Raw genomic sequence first — 20,053 nt, 5'->3', positions numbered from 1 at the left:
ATTTCTATTTATCATTTTCTTTTTATTCATAACGTAGTGATGTCACCGGATTCCGGGAAGCGGCACGCCAGGTTTGGACAATAACTGTCAGTATCGTAATCAGCAACACAACCAGTCCCGCCACCGGGAAAAGCCACCAGCCGACCGTTGCCTGATAAGCGAAGTTGCTCAACCAGCGAGCCATAAAGAGATAACCCAGCGGGCAAGCTATCACAAACGCTACACCGACCCAAATCATATACTCCCGGCAGAACATCCTCACGATCCGGTCCGAATGAGCACCGTTGACCTTCCGGATACCTATTTCCTTTGTCCGTTGCGCCGTCGAAAGGGCGACCAGGCCGAAGACACCCATCATGGCGACAAGAATAGCAAGTACAGTAAAGATCAAAAACATCTGTCCAAGTTGGCGTTCATGGGCATAGTTCTGGCGAAGGGCATCCGAGAAAAAACGGTAAGTAAACACATTGTCCGGACGCATCTTCTCATATTCTTCTTTCAGGAACTTCAACGTTTCAGCCTTGTTCACTGGTGATATCTTTATATAAAGGGTGTTCAAGAACCGGCGGGAATAATACAGAAAAGCAGGTTTTACCTTTTCCCGCAGAGGTTGGAAGTTAAAGTCTTTCACGACGCCGACTATCCTCGACGTCTCTCCGTACCCACCTTTGTTCCGGAGAAGCATACCGACCGGATCTTCCACTCGCATCATCTTCCAGGCTGTTTCGTTAATGACGATCGGTAACTCTTTCGCATACGCACCCTCCATAAAAGCGTTCTTGTCTGCGCCGAACGGCTTGCCTTTCAGTAGAGTCAACCCTAATGTCTCCATGAAATCCGCGTCACCGGCCATCCCGACCGCTTTCAACGAATCGACCTGTCCGGTCACGTCCGCCCAGCTGAAGACACTCTCCTCAAAACTATGTCCCTGAAGATAATTCGAGAGTTCGGCCCCTCCGGTGACCTGTTTCACATTCGGATTTTTCAGTACGGCTTGTTTATAATCGTCTATCCCGTAACCTCCCATATAAGACATCAGATCGAAGAATCCGCAATCGACCACAACCATATCTTCTTTATCCAACCCTAAATCCGCATTTTGCAGATAATGGAGTTGCCGGAATACGACAGAAGTCGCAAACACCATCGTTATGGCAATGACAAACTGCACGCACACCAGTCCTTTGATCAGCAAACCTTTCTTCCCGGTCGCCCGTCCACCTTTAAAGGCTTGCAACGGATTGAACTGCGACATATAGAACGCTGGAAACGCACCGGCCAGGCAACCGACTCCGATAATCCCGAACAGGACAAACAACAAGGTCTGCCAACCGAATGTCAACAGGATATCTTTCCCGACAAACTGATTGAAAAACGGCAACAACAATTCCGTCAACGCCAATGCCAGAATCAGCGAGAGAAAGGCTTGTACCAGGCTCTCCGCCAGGAATTGCACTACCAGCGTCTTACGCTTCGCACCCGTCACTTTCCTTACTCCGATTTCCTTGAAGCGCAGGGAAGCGCGTGCCGTAGACAAGGTTGTAAAATTGAACGCTCCCATAAAGATAATCAGTACAGCCAAAGCCATAAACAGATAAATCTGGGACATATTTCCATGATTATCCACTTCCGGGTCTTTAAAAAGAGTATGCAAATGGATATCTTCCAAAGGCTGGAACTCCAGATATTTCCCTTTGTCATCGTGGCTGAACCAGACGCGCCCCATCTTCTCCCGGTCGGCGTCGGACAAAACCGTTCCCTTCCTTATCTGGACATACACAGTTGTTCCTTCGACAAAATCCCAACCGACCGGAGCCGGATAAGCCTGTTCGCTCAACAACACTTCAAACTTTATATGACTTTTACACGGGATTTCCAGGACAGCCGCCACTTTATAGCGGAATGTTTGCCCCAGGAACCGGCAAGTCACTTCCCTGCCGACAGCCGATGTTTCGCCAAACAGTTTCCGTGCAGCCGATTCGGCCAGCACGATCTGTTGCGGGTCCCGTTTCATCAGTGCCGGATCGCCGGCAACGACCGGAAAGCTGAAAAGATCAAAGAAAGTAGTATCCACATACGTGTATTTAGCCTCGATCAGGTTTGCTCCCGAATGCAGGTTCAAAGTTCCGAAGTTCAACGTAAAAGTGGCATTCTCCACCTGCGGGAACTCATCCCGGAAGGCTTTGCTCAACGGCGCTACCGTATAGGCAGATTCCTTCTCCTCTCCGCCGGCATCTTGTTCTACCGCAATAACCCGGTAGATAGAATCCCTGTTCTTCTGAAAATCTTCAAACGTCAACTCGTCCACAATCCAGAGATAAATCAGGAAAGCGGCAGTCATCCCTATCACAAAGCCTAACATATTGATAGACGAGAACAGGAAACTCCGTTTTATCAACCGGAGGGCGACTTTGACATAGTGTTTCAACATCTCTAATCCTCTTAAAATAGTTATCGTACTGTTATTAAAACCATTTCCTTATCCTCCAACCCTTGCAATGCTGGAATTTTCGATAGCCGGTCGGCAGGAACCGCACGTTTCAAAGCACGCCCGATCAGCAGCATATAAGGCTGCCCGTTCATCTGTATCTTAGGCCAATAACCGATACCTCCGTCCAAATCGTTCGGGATAAGTCCGGGAACCGTCTTTTTTGTTTTGTCGACAAAAGAATAGAGCTCGCCGTTTTTCTTATTATAAATAACCTGAAAGAACTTGACTGTTCCGGCATTCCGGGTGTTCGGGCAATCATGGTTCTGTGTCAGGCTAAGAAACAGGTAGTCATCCGTTTCCGTGAGGTTATGAACCAGATATTTATCCGATAAATCGACAGCAGGATTCAGCCCTTCCGCACGGGTTGCCTGATGCGTACCGAAATCGATCTTATAGGCAGGACGGAACGTAGACGCATCCAAAGTACGGAACAAGGTGTCGGTATAGGCCAACCGGAAACACTCCTGCCCTTTATATTTATAGAGATCGCTGCTCTCGGCATTCCTGATAGTCCCTTTCATCGCCTTAAACTCACCGCTCCCCGGAGCAAAATAGCATAGTGTATCTCCGTTGGCAGCAAACGTATAAAGCGCATTCAGACTTTCCCGATACAGTGCAAAGCCATTCTTAACAATAAAAACACGCGCTATCCGGGCAAAAACATTCGGCTCATCCTTCGTTTTAAGCCATTTCGGCAAATCATTCAGATCCATCGGAGAAGAACGCTGTCGTAATTCCGCCAATGGAATACGCGACGTGTACATTACAAAACTTTTATTCTTCTTATCTTCCAAAAAGAACTGGCAATAAACGGAGCGGGAAGACAGATCGTAATCATAACTCTTCAGCATAGAGTGCGGACTGTATCCTTCAAAATCACCGGACGACATAAACTCAACATCGTTCTTTATCAGTAGCTTGTCTTTCTTCAAGTTTTTATCCAGCCACCATAATCCCTCCGCACAAATCACCAAGTAGCCGTCCTCCACCGGAGTGAACGAAGCATCTATTCCATGTTCGAATACACCAATCCGGTGATAGACAATTTCTTTCCCGAAGTCACTCAACTTAACAGGCCGGACATTCCGCAATGCCGCCTCGATATCCAGATGAATCAAAGGTTCGCTCCGGTCCAGCTTTGCCGCATAACGGATTCCGGCTGGCGGTACGTGGCCTTCCGTCATCACCGAAGATGTATCTGCGACTTCCACCTCGGAAACCTGTTCCATCTCCGAAAATAGTTCATCCTTACTCAGATTCGGGTTCTTATTCTTACAACTGCTACCCAACGACACGAGTAGGCAAAGAGCAAAATAAATCAGCTTCATATCTTCTTTTTATTATTATTCATATCGTAATGACTTGACCGGATTCTGTGAAGCGGACCGGTAACTCTGGCCGATGACGGTCAGGAGCGTAATCAACAGGATAATCAGACCTGCCAACGGAAACAACCACCAGCTCAACGTCGTCCGGTAAGCAAAACCTGCCAGCCAGTTGTGCATCAGAAAGTATGCGACCGGACATGCCACCACAAATGCAATCGCAAGCCTCAGCATATATTCCCGACAGAACATCTTGACAATCCGTTCCGTATGCGCCCCGTTCACTTTACGAATCCCGATCTCCTTCGTCCGCTGCTGCGCCGAAAGGGCGACCAGTCCGAACACGCCCATCATCGCTATGAGGATTGCAATAAAAGTAAATATCAACGAGACGTATCCCTGTTGCCGTTCCGGAGCATAAGTCCGGGACAAAGCATCGTCAAAAAACTCATAAGTGAAGAACTGCCCCGGGTTCATCCGTTCATATAGCTCTTTCAAGAAACGTATCGTTTCCGCTTTATTCTCCGGAGCTATTTTAAAATGAAGGGAATACATATTTTCAGGAGTATAGAAGATGCATACAGGCAGGATCGGCTTCCGCAAAGGCGAGAAGTTAAAGTCTTTCACCACACCGACAATCTTTCCTAAATTTGTTTCTATCCCGATCGGGTCTTCTACGTGCATCTGCTTCCAGGCTGTTTCATTGATCATTACCATGCGGTTCTCATACCTCCAATAGGCGTCATAATCCGATTTCATGGCTTCTCCTTTCAATATCTGAATGCCGTACGTCTTCACAAAGTCGCCGTCAGCAAAGAGAAAAGCAGCCTTCATTTTACTCATTTCGTCATTCGTCTGCCAGGTAAATTCCTTTAAGGATTCTACGTCATAACCTTCCAGATAATTATCTATTTGCGTGCCCATCGACACGCTCTTCACATTCGGATTTTTCAGGACTTCCTTTTTATAAGCGTCTACCTCATACCAAAGATTTGTCTTTACAGAAACGACATTCTCCTTGTCCAACCCCAAATCTTTATGTTGCATATAATACAGCTGTTTGAATATAACCGACGTACAAATCACCAACAGGATCGCGATAAAGAACTGCACACAAACCAGCCCTTTAATGAAATCGCCTTTCTTTCCGGATATCTTCCCGCCCTTAAATGCCAGCAAAGGATTAAGAGACGACATATATAAGGCCGGATAACTCCCCGCCAAAACCCCGATTCCCAATATGCCCAGCAAGATAAACCAAACAACTTCCCACGAAAAGACCAACCGGATATCCTTTCCGACAAACATATTAAAGAACGGCAACAACAATTCGGTCAACGCCAAAGCCAGCACCAGGGAAAGAAAAGCCTGCACGATACTTTCCGACAGGAATTGCATCACCAGCGCATGCCGCTTGGCGCCGCACACCTTTCGCGCACCGATCTCCCGGAACCGCAAAGAGGCACGCGCCGTCGACAAAGTCGTAAAATTGAACGCTCCCATAAAAATAACCAACAACGCCAGTGCCGAGAACAGCCAGATCAGCGAAAGGCTTCCGTGGTTCCTGACCGCCACATCTTCAAAGTTCGTATGCAGATGGATTTCTTTCAAAGGCTGGAACATCAGATAAACATCATCTCCCGTATGTTCCTTCATCAGCAGGCTCATCCGTTTCCGATCCGCATAAGTCATCCTTATATTTCCCATCTTGATATAAACTAAGGCTTCTGTAAAAGGTCCCCATGACGAACCAAACACGATATTACTGCCTTTCAGATATTCACTGCCGGTGAAAAAAATATCCGCCTGGATATGAGACTTACGTGGTACGGCTATGACCGCCGCTACTTTATAATACGCTACCGGGCCGTAATAAACACCCTGAAACTCCTTTCCGACGGCATTATCCGTACCAAACAGCTTACGCGCCATCCGGTCGGAAATCACAACAGAGGCCGGTTCGGTATGAATCCGGTTCGGATCGCCGGACAAGACAGGGAAACTGAAGAAACGAAAGAAAGTCGTATCGACGTAGGCGACATCCGCCTCATATTGCTTTTCTCCCAAAAAGAAAGGGCGTTGTCCTTCTCTACGGATAAAAGTCGCATCCTCGACTTGCGGGAACTCTTTGCGAAAAGCATTGCTCAACGCAGCACTTCCCCCGTTTCCTTTCTTCACAAGCCGGCCGTCATCAAATTTATCGACTGTCACCACCCGATAAATGGAGTCCGCATCTTTCTGGAAATCTTCAAATGTCAACTCATCCACCACCCAGAGGTAAATCAGGAAAGCAGCCGTCATCCCCAATACAAAACCCAACATATTGATAGACGAAAACAAGAAACTCCGTTTTATCAGCCGGAGTGCGACCTTTACATAATGTTTAAACATAGACACAGTATTTGTTTAATACAAATAATAACGCAAAGACCATGCCATTTCCGGAAAATCCTAATTAGCAATCAAATAAGAACAACACCCTTTAAGATGATTGTACGAATTCGTACGCCGTACGTGCAAAAACGCACAAACAGAACAATATGGCCAAGTCGATATTTCCGTATATTGAAGCATATCGATCCGCCCGCAAGGAAAATTTAAAAAGGAAGCATTCGTTTATTAAAAGATAATAGCGTACATTTGCATCATAAAGTATTATCTAAAATCTATGATTCCGATGAGTACACAAATATGCAAAAGTCTGATTGTATGTTTCCTTTTGGGTGTGTTTGTAACAAGCTGTAACACCAGTACAAAACAGACGACGGACAATGAAATCAAGTTCGATTCCATCCGGGTAGAAAAAACATACCACCTGTTAGAGAATCCGGATAATCCCAATTGTGATTTCCAATTAAACTTCATCTATCCGGTTAAATTCGCAAACAAAGAAATATTGAAGAAGATCCAGAACGACTTCGTTCTCTCCTACTTTGGGGAAAACTATGAAAATCTGTCACCGGAAGATGCAGCAGCCAAATACACGGAAGATTATCTGGATGCCTACAAGGAGTTGGAAACCGACTTCAAGGCCGAGTTGGAGAAAAAAGACGATCTGCCGGTCGGAGCCTGGTTCTCTTATTATGAATCATCGTCCGACGAAATCGCCTACAACCAGAATGATATTCTGAGCTATATCGTGAGATTTGAGAATTACACAGGTGGAGCGCATGGAGCGCACGCATATAATAATCATGTGATCAACCTCAAAACAGGCAATGCGATCACGGAAGAAGACATCTTTATCGATAACTTCCAGGACAGCCTCGCCCAAATACTGGTCGACCATATTGCCAAGCAAAACAATGTGGAGAATGCAAAAGACCTGGAAAACATCGGTTTCTTCAGTGTCGAAGAAATCTTTCCGAACGGCAATTTCCTGATCGACGGGAACGGGATCACCTATACATTCAATGAATATGAGATAGCAGCCTATGTCGTAGGGGCTACAAACGTATTTCTTCCCTATGATGAAATCCAGTATTTGTTGAAGAAAGACAGCCCGGTTTCGAAGTTAATTGAGAATTAAGAATTAAAAAGTAAGAAATAATACTTCATATACCTATCGTTAATGGAGCTTATCAACACAAACGGAACACAGTCGACCGCCAACGAACAATCGGCAGTTGTCAATAGCCAATTGTCTATTCTAAAAGCCTATTTTCCGGAACTGACGGACGGGCAGCAAGCACAGATAGACGCCTTATTTCCCCTATATGCGGACTGGAACGCTAAAATCAATGTGATTTCGCGCAAAGATATAGAGAATCTCTATCTGCATCATGTCCTCCACTCGTTAGGGCTGACGAAGATGTTGCGGTTCAAAGACGGATCGACCGTGATGGACATCGGTACGGGAGGCGGTTTTCCCGGTATCCCGTTGGCAATCCTGATGCCGGACGTGCAATTCCATCTGGTGGACAGCATCGGGAAAAAGATCAAAGTCGGACAAGCCGTTGCCGAAGCGATCGGCCTGAAAAACGTCACCTTCCGCCACTGCCGCGCCGAGGAGGAAAAGGGGCTTTTCGACTTTGTCGTGAGCCGTGCCGTCATGCCGCTTGCCGATCTGGTGAAAATTGCTCGTAAGAATATTAAAAAGGAACAACAAAATGCTCTTCCGAATGGTTTGATTTGTTTGAAGGGAGGGGAATTACAGCATGAAATATTGCCATTCCGCAATCAAGCTGTCAGTCTTAACCTGAGTGACCATTTTAAAGAAGAATTTTTCCAAACTAAAAAAGTAGTGTACGTACCGTTATGATTACAATAAAATCGTTCGAGTTTAACTATTTCCAGGAAAACACATTCCTGTTGTATGACGAAACACGCGAAGCCGTGCTGATCGACTGTGGCTGCTGCCGCAAAGAAGAGGAAAAGGAGTTGAGCGACTTCATTTCCGAGAACAAACTGACGCTAAAGCATCTGCTTTGTACGCATCTGCATGTGGATCATGTGTTCGGGAACGGTTTTATACACAAGACATACGGACTCAACCCGGAAGCCAACAAGCTGGATGTAGAGAAGCTGCCTTCGCCTGACGAACAGGCCAAACTGTTCGGGCTGCGCCAGCACGTGGAAAACGTTCCGGTAGAAAAATATATTGTCGGAGGCGAAATCATCAAGTTCGGGACATCCGAACTGCAGGTGCTGACCGTTCCCGGACATTCTCCCGGCAGTGTAGCTTTCTATAATAAGAAAAACGGCTTTGCCATTGTCGGCGACGCCCTGTTTGCCGGAAGCATCGGCCGTACGGACCTCTGGGGTGGAAACCAGGAAGTGCTGGTAGCTGCCATCCGCGACAAACTCCTCTCCCTGCCCGACGAGACAGTCATCTATCCGGGACACGGACCGGAAACAAGAGTCTTCGACGAAAAGTTTAATAATCCCTATTTATAAACTACATAATATTATGGACACAAATAAATTTGTAAACCGTCACGTAGGTATTTCGGCGGAAGACATTCCTTCCATGCTGCAAGCCATCGGCGTTAAGTCGGTTGACGAGCTGATCGATCAGACCATCCCGTCCAACATCCGCTTGAAAGAGCCGCTTAACCTTCCCGAACCCATGACTGAACGTGAGTTTGCCGAACACATCTCGGAACTGGCTTCCAAAAACGAAGTTTTCACTTCTTACATCGGAATGGGCTGGTACGACACTGTTTGCCCGGCTCCCATCCAGCGTAATGTATTCGAGAATCCGGTTTGGTACACTTCGTACACGCCTTATCAGGCAGAAGTGTCGCAGGGCCGCCTGGAAGCGCTGCTGAATTTCCAGACTGTCGTTTGCGAACTGACAGGCCTGCCGCTGGCAAACTGCTCGCTGCTCGACGAAGCGACAGCCGCAGCCGAAGCTGCAACCATGTTCTATGGAAGTCGCAGCCGCGCACAGGCAAAAGCCGGAGCCAACACGCTGTTCGTAGACGAAAACGTATTTGCTTCTACGTTGGCGGTTATCCACACCCGCATGATTCCACAAGGTATCCGGGTTGTTACGGGTGACTACAAGACATTCGAATTTACGCCGGATGTATTCGGTGCGATCGTACAGTATCCGAATGCCGACGGTTCAATTGAAGACTATGCAGCCTTTATCGCACGTGCCAACGCAAACGAAACCCGCGTAGCCGTTGCTACCGACCTGATGAGCCTTGTCTTGCTGACTCCTCCGGGAGAATGGGGTGCGGACGTGGTGTTCGGAAGCAGCCAGCGCTTCGGTATTCCGATGTTCTACGGCGGTCCGTCTGCTGCCTTCTTTGCGACAAAGGACGAGTATAAACGTTCCATTCCCGGACGCATCATCGGTATTTCCAAAGATGCTTACGGACATGCCGCCTACCGTCTGGCATTGCAGACACGTGAACAACATATCAAACGCGAGAAAGCGACTTCCAATATCTGTACGGCTCAGGCCTTGCTTGCCACCATGTCCGGCTTCTACGCCGTTTATCACGGAGCCGAAGGCTTGAAGAACATTGCCGGACGCATCCACGCCTCTGCCGGATTCCTGGCCGGGGAACTGGAAAAGCTGGGCTACAAACAGTTGAACAAGGACTATTTCGACACGCTGAAGATCCAGCTTCCGGAACATGTTTCGATCAATGCACTCCGCGAAATCGCATTGGAATGCAAAGTGAACCTGCGCTACTTTGAAGGCGGACAGGTGGGCGTCAGCCTGGATGAGACGACACAGCCGACCGATATCGGTGTATTGCTGTACATCTTCGCCGGTGCCGCCGGAAAAGATTATATGCTAAAAGAAGCTGTTCCCGAAAAGACTTATTTCGATCCGAAATTTGCCCGCACATCCGACTTCCTGCAGGAAGACGTGTTCAAGAAATATCATACCGAAACGGAGTTGATGCGCTACATCACCCGTCTGGGCCGCAAAGATATCTCATTGGCACAGTCCATGATTTCCTTAGGTTCCTGCACCATGAAGCTGAATCCGGCTTCCAGCATGCTGCCGCTCAGTCGTCCGGAATTTATGAATATCCATCCGTACGCACCGGAAGACCAGGTGGAAGGCTACAAAGAACTGATTGAGAACCTGTCCGCTTACCTGTGTGAAATTACAGGCTTCAAGGGTTGCACGTTCCAGCCCAATTCGGGTGCGGCCGGCGAATATGCAGGCCTGCGCGTGATCCGCGCTTATCTGGAAAGCATCGGACAGGGACATCGCAATGTCGTTCTGCTTCCGGCTTCCGCCCACGGGACAAACCCGGCAAGCGCCATCCAGTGCGGCTTCACGACTGTCACGGTGAAGTGTGACGACAAAGGAAATATCGACCTCGAAGACTTCCGCGCAAAGGCTGAAGCCAACAAGGATAATCTGGCTGCCAGCATGATCACATATCCGTCTACTCACGGTATCTTTGAAGTGGACATCAAGGAAATGTGCGACATTGTCCACGCCTGCGGCGGTCAGCTCTATATGGACGGCGCCAATATGAACGCACAGGTCGGCTTGACCAATCCGGGAACGATCGGGGCTGACGTCTGCCACCTGAACCTGCATAAGACTTTCTCTTCTCCTCACGGAGGAGGTGGTCCCGGTGTGGGGCCGATCTGCGTAGCCGAACATCTGGTTCCGTTCCTGCCGCAACATCCGGTTTTGTGGGGAAGCGAGCTGAACACAGTCTCGGCTGCTCCATACGGGAGCGCCGGCATTCTGCCGATCACGTACGCTTATATCCGCATGTTAGGAACAGAAGGTCTGGAGACAGTCACCAAGACGGCAATCCTGAATGCGAATTATCTGGCAGCCAAGCTGAAAGATACATACGGAATCGTTTACACCGGTGCAACAGGCCGCGTGGGGCACGAACTGATCCTGGAATGCCGCACGGTAAAAGAACGCTCCGGCATCGACGAGGGCGATATCGCCAAACGTCTGATGGACTTCGGTTATCACGCGCCGACACTTTCCTTCCCGGTGCACGGCACACTGATGGTCGAACCGACCGAAAGCGAAAGCAAAGCCGAACTGGATCGTTTCGTAGAAGTGTTGGAATGCATCTGGGATGAAATCAAGGAAGTGGAAGAAGGCAAGGCTTCGAAGGAAGACAACGTGCTGAAAAACGCTCCTCACCCGGAATACGAAGTTACAGCCGCTGAATGGAAACACGAATATCCGCGCAGTAAAGCAGCCTTCCCGCTGGAATGGCTGCACGACAGCAAGTTCTGGATCAACGTTGCTCGCGTAGACAACGCATATGGCGACCGCAACCTGATCCCGACGCTCTGCGCATGTGACATTTAAGGGCCATCATCTTTCCAAATAAAAAAGCCAGGGAATGTATCATTACAAACCCTGGCTTCTTTTTTTATGTATTTACCTTATTTCTTCAATTCAAATCCCAGCATCATCCCGTCGTACTGGCTTGCCAGCTTGTTCAGTGCCTGCAAAGTCGTATTCTTGGAAACGGCAGAGAGCTTCGTCAGGAAATCCAACAGTTTGTCCGCATCGAAAAGCAGTGAAAGTTCGTCATTGGAAAGGACGACATGCGCCGTCATGGTAGTCAGCTTCGACTTGCCGATCTTCCCGTAATGTAGTTCCATCGTCTTTTCGTCCGGATTAAAGGAATAAGTTCCCTTCAGCGTCTTGCCCTTTAGGACATTCGTAAATGTGCTGTCCGAATTGAATGTGTAGTTGAACGCACCTTCCACGATCCCGACTTTGGCGCAATATTCCTTCAGCTTCTTCTCCATCTCGGATGCAGCCACACTCGCCGCCACATTCTTCAAGGCATTATCCCCTTCGAGCTGGATACCGGGATTCACGTACGTCCAGGTCCCCGCCAGGTTTTCCACTGTCAGCTTCTTGCCCCCGGTCACAGCAGTGACGGCGTCTTTCACGGCTGCCGAGTTCAAAATATCCTTAATAGACTGCCCGTACGCAGCATCCGACACAGACAATATGCCGCACACGGCAACACCCAAAACCCAATTCTTTTTCATTTTCATCTATCCTTATTCACATTTATGTCCTGCAAAGATACGAATATTATCCCTACATTTGTAACCGGACAATGATTCCTGAAGATGAATAAATCCAATCTAAATAATACGAATAACATGGTAAAACTAACTAAACACATCTGCCTTATGCTGATCTGTACACTTGCCTGCCTGAACGGTCACGCAGAGATCGATCCGCCCATCGTCCAGTCGATCATCCAGTCTCTTACCGCCAAAGACGGCAAGAACAAGGAAGCCATCGAAAAAGGAGTCCGCCAGGCCGCCCGCCTCTGGCAGGAATCCGACGGAAACGCTGAAGCATTCAAAGCCTTCTGCGAAAAGAACTACATCGCCGACCCGGCCGAGAAAGAACAAGTATTCCTGAAAATCAGCGACTATATGGAAGGCATCAGCGGCTACTTCAACGAGATGTCCCTCCGCCTGATGAAGAATCTGCACCAGCCGACCGGCCCGCTCCACGCCGTCGACGAGATGTTCGGCTCCTACAGCCCGGGCACCCATCTGCAAGACGACTTCTATCAAAACAAAATCGCATTCATCGTCATGCTCAACTTCCCCCATTACACGCTGGAAGAGAAAGAGCAATTGGGCTCCGACCGGAAGGCCTGGGCTTATGCCCGCCTGGGCGACATGTTCACCGAACGCATCCCGGCGACAGCCCTGCAAGCCGCCGGCAATGCGGAAAGCGATGCCGACATCTACATCTCGGCCTACAATATTTATATGGGCCATGTGCTGAACAAAAAAGGGGAACTGTTGTTTCCTAAAGACATGATCCTGCTTTCGCATTGGAACCTGCGCGATGAGATAAAGGCCAACTACAACAAAGGAAAAGAAGGACTCGACAAACAGCGCACCGTCTACGAAGTGATGAAGCGGATCATTGTGCAGGACATCCCTGTCGAAGTCATCAACTCCGGCAAATACGAATGGGACCCGTACGCAAACCAAATCACGCTGGACGGGAAACAGGTGCAGGGAACGCCCGAATCGCCCACCCGCTACCAGAAGATGCTGAACAACTTCAAGGCCATGCAGGAGATTGACAAATATACGGGCAACACCTTCATCGACCGGAAGTTCTCGGAAGACATGGAAGTGTCGCTGGCAGACGTGGAGAAACTGTTCGACGAATTCCTCTCCGCCCCGGAGCTGAAAGCCGTCGGCAAAATGATCTCCAAACGCCTCGGCCGCAAGTTAGAAGCCTACGACATCTGGTATGACGGCTTCAAGGCGCGCAGCAACCTGGACGAGACGAAGCTGAATGAACAGACGCAGGCCCTCTATCCCAACGCCGAAGCATTGGATAAAGACCTGCCGAACATCCTGCAAAAAGCCGGCTTCACGCCCGAACGCGCCCGCTACCTGGCCGACAAGATCACGGTCGACGCTGCCCGCGGCTCCGGCCACGCCTGGGGAGCAGCCATGAAGGGACAACAATCCCACCTGCGCACCCGCATCCCGGAAACCGGCATGGATTATAAGGGCTACAACATCGCCATCCATGAGTTCGGACACAACGTGGAGCAGACCTTGTCCATGTACGACGTGGATTATTACATGCTGAGCGGCGTACCCAACACGGCCTTCACCGAAGCCCTGGCCTTCGTCTTCCAGAAACGGGACCTGGAGCTGTTAGGCATCGCAGACAAGAACCCGGACAAGCAGGCGATGGACGTCCTGGACAAGATATGGAGCATGTACGAAATATGCGGCGTCTCCATGCTGGACATCTCCGTCTGGAAATGGATGTATGCGCATCCCGACGCAACGGCGGGACAACTGAAAGAGGCAACGATCTCCCTGTCCAAGGAGATATGGAATAAATATTATGCTCCCGTTTTCGGCGTGAAAGACGAAACGGTGTTGGCTGTCTACTCGCACATGATCAGCTATCCGCTGTATCTGTCGGCCTATGCCTTCGGGCAGATCATCGAGTTCCAGTTAGACCAGTACCTGGAAGGAAAAGACTTCGCCACCGAGGTCGAACGCATCTTCCGCCAGGGACGCCTGACGCCCAACCGGTGGATGCAGGAAGCGACCGGCAGCCCGCTGACAGTCGAACCGATGCTGCATGCCGTACGGGAAGTGATTAAATAGAAAAGAATGATATCTGCCAATCGAACAACAACAGTAAACGAAACCGACGGACTGCCGCTGCCCAAGCGCTACTGGGCGATCCTCGCCACCGCCTTGGGTGTCGGCATGTCCGTAATCGACGGGACAATCGCCAACGTCGCCCTGCCGACCATCGCACGCGACTTAGGGACGGAACCGTCCGTCACCATCTGGGTCGTGAACGCCTATCAGCTGGCCATCACAATCTCGCTTCTCTCCTTCTCTTCCCTCGGAGACATCTACGGCTACCGGCGCATCTACCTGTCGGGCATCGCCTTGTTCAGCGTCACCTCCCTGATCTGCGCCCTGTCGGGTTCTTTCTGGACACTGACGGCAGCCCGCATCCTGCAAGGATTCGGGGCGGCGGCCATCACCAGCGTGAACACGGCGTTGCTGCGCATTATCTATCCGAAAAAGTTTCTGGGCAGAGGCATGGGGCTCAACGCCCTCGTCGTCGCCGTCTCGATAGCGGCCGGCCCGACCATCGCGTCGGCCATCCTGTCGCTCGGCTCGTGGCACTGGTTGTTCGCCGTCAATGTTCCGTTCGGCATTGCCGCCCTTGTTATCGGGCTCTCCCATCTGCCCCAGAATCCGGTCAAGACCTATGGCAGGTGCTTCGACAAGACAAGCTGTCTGATGAACGCGCTGACCTTCGGGCTCCTGATCTTCTCGTTAGAAGGGATTGCCCATAAGAAAAGCGCCGTCCTGATCGTCTGCGGAGTCGTGGCGTTAGGGATCATCGGCTTCTTCTTCGTCCGCCGTCAACTGCGCCAGCGCTTCCCGCTGCTCCCTGTCGACCTGATGCGGATACCGATCTTCTCGCTCTCCATCGGGACCTCGATCAGCTCGTTCACGGCACAGATGTTAGCGATGATCTCCCTGCCCTTCTTCTTCCAGAACACGTTAGGACGAAGCGATGTCGCCACCGGACTGCTCCTGACGCCCTGGCCGCTGGCCACCATGATCATGGCGCCGACAGCCGGACGCCTGGTCGAAAAGATACATCCGGGAATCTTAGGCGGCATCGGCATGAGCATATTCGCCACCGGGCTGTTCCTGCTCGCCACGTTGCCGGCCCATCCGACCGATATGGAAATCATCTGGCGCCTGTTTGTCTGCGGGGCAGGCTTCGGCCTCTTCCAGACGCCCAACAACAGCACGATCATCTCTTCAGCCCCCACCAACCGTAGCGGCGGGGCGAGCGGCATGTTGGGCACGGCCCGCCTGTTGGGACAGACGTTAGGCGCCACGCTGGTCGCCATGATATTCAACCTCGTCCCCAACCACAGCACCCAGGCTTGCCTCTACCTGGCCGGGGCATTTGCCATCGTTGCCGGGATCGTCAGTTGCCTGCGCATCTCCGAACCGGCTCCGTTGAAAAGGAAAATCGAGTAGGAGGAAAACGAAGTAGAAGTTTTCCTCCTACTTTCGTTTTCCGACCTCTCACACCACCGTACGTGCCGTTCGGCATACGGCGGTTCTCTTAACTGCGATGCAATTGGGGATAAATTCATTATTTGGCAAAAGAGAGCCTGCGGCAGAGGGGGCTTATTGTAAAAAACGTATTTTTCCGGTTCGAAAGACATCCGAAATAAAACAAATGTTAATCCGCTTTTCTGACCTCAAAAAGGGACTTTTTCCCCTTTTTTGCGTGCTTTTAGTCATTACCCCCGTCCTCTTTGCCATCACGACCGTGCTAATGTGTAGTGCACTCGGCACCTCGCGAAGATTAGGACGGTCGCAATGGAGATTAGGACGGTCCTAATTGAAAAGAGGACCGTTGTAAGGGCAAAAAAGCACCTGAATTTCCTTGGGATATTTGGGACGCCGTCCGTTTTATTTTCAAATATTCGATTCTCCGGGAGTTAAGCTTTATCACTTTGTCGGCGTTTCCTTCTTTTGGTAATCAAATTGCAGGTTTTTCGCAACGGACTGCGCACCTCACTCCATCTGTTGTCAGTAAAGAAGATTAAAACCGTGAAAAGAGTCAATCTAAAATGGATCAAGATTTCGGAAGAAATAGAAAAACGCCCAAAAAGAGGGTTATTGTATAATTTGCCTCATCCTTGTGGTTATCCCCAATGATTATCGAGTGAGCCGTATGCTTACCGTTGTCAGGGCGCTTTAGGGACTTACACCCGTTAGGATATGTCGTGCTGGGCGAAATAAAAAAAAGGGACGCCAACCGGCGCCCCTTTCCTTTATCTCGTTCCCTTGCAGAAATTAGAGTTTGTCGTTAGAACCAAGTACATTGATAATTTTGTGCTTGTACAGCTTTTCCATGTTATCACGAGCCGGGCCCAGATATTTACGCGGGTCGAATTCAGCCGGTTTTTCAGCGAAAGTCTGACGGATAGCAGCTGTCATAGCCAGACGAGAGTCTGAGTCGATGTTGATCTTGCAAACAGAAGATGTAGCAGCCTTACGCAACCATTCTTCAGGAATACCGATAGCAGCCTTCAAAGCGCCACCATATTTGTTGATTGTTTCAACTTCTTCCTGCGGAACAGAAGAAGAACCGTGAAGAACGATAGGGAATCCCGGAAGTTTTTCCATTACAGCGTCCAAAACATCGAATGCCAATGGAGGAGGAACCATCTTGCCTGTAACAGGGTCGATCGTGCACTGTTCCGGAGTGAACTTGTAAGCACCGTGAGAAGTACCGATCGAGATAGCCAAAGAATCGCAACCTGTGCGAGTAGCGAAGTCGATTACTTCTTCAGGGTTCGTATAAGTGTGGTGGTCTGAAGAAACTTCGTCTTCAACGCCGGCCAAAACACCCAGTTCACCTTCTACGGTTACATCGAACTGGTGAGCATATTCAACTACTTTCTTAGTCAACGCAATGTTATCTTCATAAGGCAGGTGAGAACCGTCGATCATGACAGAAGAGAAACCGGAGTCGATACAGCTCTTGCAAGTTTCAAACGTATCACCGTGATCCAGGTGAAGAACGATCTGAGGTTTTTCACATCCTAATTCCTTAGCATATTCAACTGCACCCTGAGCCATGTAACGCAACAGAGTTGCATTAGCATACTGGCGTGCACCTTTGGAAACCTGCAGGATAACCGGAGACTTTGTTTCTACAGCAGCCTTGATGATAGCCTGCATCTGTTCCATGTTGTTGAAGTTGAAAGCCGGAATAGCGTATCCGCCTTTGATGGCCTTAGCAAACATTTCTCTTGTGTTCACCAAACCTAAATCTTTGTAATTTACCATTGTTGTATATGTTATTACGTTAATGATTGAAAATCTTGCACAAAGATAATAACTATCCGTGAACATTATGCTTTTGAACATGTAAAATAACGCAAAAGTAGACTTCCGAGAAAAAATACTTGGATTTTCTTTGTTAGTTCAACTCTAATCCATACCTTTGCAACCCAAAATACCGGTTACCAGACTAAGTAATAAGAATATAAATTAAAAATAAGATAACAAAGCAATGAAAAAAGGAATTCATCCTGACAACTATCGTCCTGTAGTATTCAAGGACATGTCAAACGAGGACGTATTTATCACTCGTTCTACTATCAATGCAAAAGAAACGATCGAAATTGACGGCGTTACTTATCCGTTGGTAAAAGTCGAAATCTCCAGCACATCTCACCCGTTCTACACAGGTAAGGCTAAATTGGTGGATACTGCCGGACGTGTCGATAAGTTCATGAGCCGCTACGGTAACCGAAACAAGAAATAATTATTCAATTGACAATGTAGAATTGACAATTGACAATTATAAAAAGAAATAAGAAAGGCTGTCCTTCACGGGATGGCCTTTCTTATTATCATTACATTCCGTTTATAAGATGAAATAGCAGATTACACAGAACAAAACATAGAAGATTGGAAAGAAATACATATCTTTGTCTAAAAGTTATTCTAAACAGTCAACTATGCCAGAGATCAGTCGTTTCTATGGAATTGTTATTTATATGTATATAAATGAACATAATCCTCCCCATTTCCATATATGGTATGAGGAATATAAAGCGATAATCACCATAAAAGACGGTATTATTACAGGCTGTTTGCCAAGAAGGGCTCTGACGTTGGTTTATGAATGGCTTGACTTACATAAAGACGAATTATTGGCAAATTGGGAACGTCTCTGTAATTATGAAGCGCCGTTAAAAATTGAGCCTTTAAAGTAGTATTGCATCATGAACGGAAATAAATTGCTTACTGTATTAAAAGCCGAATACGTCCACGATTATATTTTACGTATTTGGTTTAGTGACGGCCAGGAAAAATTAATGGATTTTTCTTCCTTGCTGTCTAAAGGAATTTGCAGCAAACTTCGTGATCTGAATTATTTCAAACGATTCAATATTGATCCTTTTACGATCGATTGGAATAATGAGATCGGATTCGCTCCTGAGTTCCTTTATGAAAACAGTGTACCAGCTTAGTTTCATTTATCAATTAACATTATACCATGTCAAAAACTAAAGAACAATTGCTGAACATCCTGGACCAGTTCCAGCTCACAGAGAAAGTTGTTTCCGCAGAACCATTCGGAAACGGACACATCAACGATACGCTGAAAGTAACGAACGAAAAAGGCGAAATCAAATACGTGTTGCAACGCATCAACCACCTGATCTTCACCAATGTGGATATGTTGCAAAACAACATCCAGGTCGTCACTTCACATATCCGTAAGAAACTGGAGGAAAAAGGCGAAAGCGACATCGACCGCAAGGTGCTGACCTTCCTTCCGACAAAAGACAACAAACTGTATTACTTCGACGGCGACAGCTATTGGCGCGTATGCCTGTTCATCCCGAACAGCAAAAGCTACGAAGAGGTAACACCCGAACTGTCTTACGAAGCCGGCAAGGCGTTCGGCGACTTCCAGTCCATGCTGTCCGATATTCCGGAAGGCACACTGGGCGAAACGATCCCCAACTTCCATAACATGGAGTTCCGTCTCGAACAGTTCCACGACGCCGTGAAAGCGAATGCCGCCGGACGTCTGGACGAAGTGAAAGACCTGATCGACGAGATCGAGAAACGCGCCGAAGCCATGTGCATCCAGGAACGCCTCTATCGCGAAGGCAAGCTGAAGAAACGTACGAACCATTGCGACACGAAAGTCAATAACATGATGTTCGACGCCGAGACCGACAAAGTTTTGTGTGTGATCGACCTCGACACCGTCATGCCGGGCTTCGTCCTGTCCGACATAGGCGACTTCATCCGCACGGGAGCCAACACCGGCGCCGAAGACGATGAGAATCTGGACAACGTCAACGTCAACATGGACATCTTCAAAGCCTACACGCGCGGCTACATGGAAAAAGCCAAGTCATTCCTGACACCGACGGAGATCAAGCTGCTCCCGTATGGCGGCCGCCTGTTGACTTATATGCAGACCGTCCGTTTCCTGACCGACTACATCAACGGCGATACATACTACAAAATCCACATCCCCAAACACAACCTGATCCGTACGAAAGCACAGTTCAAGCTCCTCCAGAGCCTTGAAGCGCATGCGGAAGAGATGGATGCGTTCATGGGAGAATGGCTGTAGGGAATTAAGAATTAAAAATTAAGAATTAAAAAATAAAGGGGGGGGGTGTGTCAAAAGTAAGTTCTAACGCTTTAGCGTGTCATTGCGGGCTTGACCCGC

General features: G+C 48.7%; 15 protein-coding genes. 10 read left to right on the top strand and 5 right to left on the bottom strand.

Annotation, left to right across the window (positions count from 1 at the left end; genetic code table 11):
- Positions 1 to 22 precede the first annotated feature (22 nt).
- The 3 genes from DWW90_RS12980 to DWW90_RS12970 are packed head-to-tail and all read right to left on the bottom strand — an operon-like array spanning position 23 to position 6,207.
- Positions 23 to 2,431 (bottom strand): ABC transporter permease, encoded by a 2,409-nt coding sequence (locus DWW90_RS12980; protein ID WP_122345279.1) that lies wholly within the window; start codon positions 2,429 to 2,431, stop codon positions 23 to 25.
- Between the two features lie 20 nt (positions 2,432 to 2,451).
- A complete protein-coding gene (locus tag DWW90_RS12975; protein WP_122345278.1) occupies positions 2,452 to 3,819 on the bottom strand; it encodes a DUF4933 domain-containing protein in 1,368 nt (455 codons plus the stop codon).
- A 15-nt stretch (positions 3,820 to 3,834) separates the two neighbouring features.
- A complete protein-coding gene (locus DWW90_RS12970) occupies positions 3,835 to 6,207 on the bottom strand; it encodes an ABC transporter permease (RefSeq protein ID WP_122345277.1) in 2,373 nt (790 codons plus the stop codon).
- A gap of 286 nt (positions 6,208 to 6,493) precedes the next feature.
- On the opposite strand from DWW90_RS12970, the gene DWW90_RS12965 reads away from it, so the two are divergent.
- Genes DWW90_RS12965 through gcvP form a run of 4 tightly spaced genes read left to right on the top strand, consistent with a single transcriptional unit; the run spans position 6,494 to position 11,578 of the window.
- Complete coding sequence (locus DWW90_RS12965) at positions 6,494 to 7,345, top strand: DUF3298 and DUF4163 domain-containing protein (RefSeq protein WP_199662200.1); 852 nt, start codon at positions 6,494 to 6,496, stop codon at positions 7,343 to 7,345.
- Between the two features lie 42 nt (positions 7,346 to 7,387).
- On the top strand, positions 7,388 to 8,077 hold the full coding sequence (gene rsmG / locus DWW90_RS12960; RefSeq protein WP_122345275.1) for a 16S rRNA (guanine(527)-N(7))-methyltransferase RsmG: 690 nt from the start codon (positions 7,388 to 7,390) through the stop codon (positions 8,075 to 8,077).
- Complete coding sequence (locus DWW90_RS12955; RefSeq protein ID WP_115501350.1) at positions 8,074 to 8,712, top strand: MBL fold metallo-hydrolase; 639 nt, start codon at positions 8,074 to 8,076, stop codon at positions 8,710 to 8,712. The genes rsmG and DWW90_RS12955 overlap by 4 nt, the downstream gene beginning before the upstream one ends.
- 13 nt (positions 8,713 to 8,725) lie before the next feature.
- A complete protein-coding gene (gcvP, locus tag DWW90_RS12950; RefSeq protein ID WP_122345274.1) occupies positions 8,726 to 11,578 on the top strand; it encodes an aminomethyl-transferring glycine dehydrogenase in 2,853 nt (950 codons plus the stop codon).
- Positions 11,579 to 11,655: 77 nt separating this feature from the next.
- On the opposite strand, the gene DWW90_RS12945 is transcribed toward gcvP, so the two are convergent.
- Positions 11,656 to 12,276, bottom strand: a complete 621-nt coding sequence (locus DWW90_RS12945) for a DUF4923 family protein (protein ID WP_122345319.1) — start codon at positions 12,274 to 12,276, stop codon at positions 11,656 to 11,658.
- Positions 12,277 to 12,423: 147 nt separating this feature from the next.
- On the opposite strand from DWW90_RS12945, the gene DWW90_RS12940 reads away from it, so the two are divergent.
- Together DWW90_RS12940 and DWW90_RS12935 are read left to right on the top strand one after the other, a co-directional pair.
- Complete coding sequence (locus DWW90_RS12940; RefSeq protein ID WP_122345318.1) at positions 12,424 to 14,397, top strand: hypothetical protein; 1,974 nt, start codon at positions 12,424 to 12,426, stop codon at positions 14,395 to 14,397.
- A 6-nt stretch (positions 14,398 to 14,403) separates the two neighbouring features.
- Positions 14,404 to 15,810, top strand: coding sequence for an MFS transporter (locus tag DWW90_RS12935; protein ID WP_122345273.1), 1,407 nt, complete (start codon positions 14,404 to 14,406; stop codon positions 15,808 to 15,810).
- Between the two features lie 828 nt (positions 15,811 to 16,638).
- Here DWW90_RS12935 and DWW90_RS12930 read toward each other — a convergent pair.
- Entirely contained in the window at positions 16,639 to 17,637 is a 999-nt protein-coding gene (locus tag DWW90_RS12930) for a class II fructose-bisphosphate aldolase (protein ID WP_115500454.1), read from the bottom strand.
- Positions 17,638 to 17,863: 226 nt separating this feature from the next.
- On the opposite strand from DWW90_RS12930, the gene DWW90_RS12925 reads away from it, so the two are divergent.
- The 4 genes from DWW90_RS12925 to DWW90_RS12910 all read left to right on the top strand — a co-directional run bounded on the left by DWW90_RS12925 (position 17,864) and on the right by DWW90_RS12910 (position 19,954).
- Positions 17,864 to 18,118 carry a type B 50S ribosomal protein L31 gene (locus tag DWW90_RS12925; RefSeq protein ID WP_008150452.1) on the top strand — a complete coding sequence of 85 codons (255 nt, stop codon included), beginning with the start codon at positions 17,864 to 17,866 and terminating at the stop codon, positions 18,116 to 18,118.
- 196 nt (positions 18,119 to 18,314) lie between these two features.
- A complete protein-coding gene (locus DWW90_RS12920; RefSeq protein WP_115500455.1) occupies positions 18,315 to 18,572 on the top strand; it encodes a DUF4160 domain-containing protein in 258 nt (85 codons plus the stop codon).
- A gap of 9 nt (positions 18,573 to 18,581) precedes the next feature.
- Positions 18,582 to 18,830 carry a DUF2442 domain-containing protein gene (locus tag DWW90_RS12915; protein WP_115500456.1) on the top strand — a complete coding sequence of 83 codons (249 nt, stop codon included), beginning with the start codon at positions 18,582 to 18,584 and terminating at the stop codon, positions 18,828 to 18,830.
- Positions 18,831 to 18,856: 26 nt separating this feature from the next.
- Positions 18,857 to 19,954, top strand: a complete 1,098-nt coding sequence (locus tag DWW90_RS12910; RefSeq protein WP_122345272.1) for a phosphotransferase enzyme family protein — start codon at positions 18,857 to 18,859, stop codon at positions 19,952 to 19,954.
- The last annotated feature ends 99 nt before the right edge of the window (positions 19,955 to 20,053 follow it).

Origin of the sequence: Parabacteroides sp. AF17-28 (assembly GCF_003479205.1) — a bacterium.
In the GTDB taxonomy this organism is placed as follows: domain Bacteria; phylum Bacteroidota; class Bacteroidia; order Bacteroidales; family Tannerellaceae; genus Parabacteroides; species Parabacteroides acidifaciens.
Note: the sequence above shows the minus strand (reverse complement) of the source record. Positions and strands in the feature narration are given on the sequence as shown.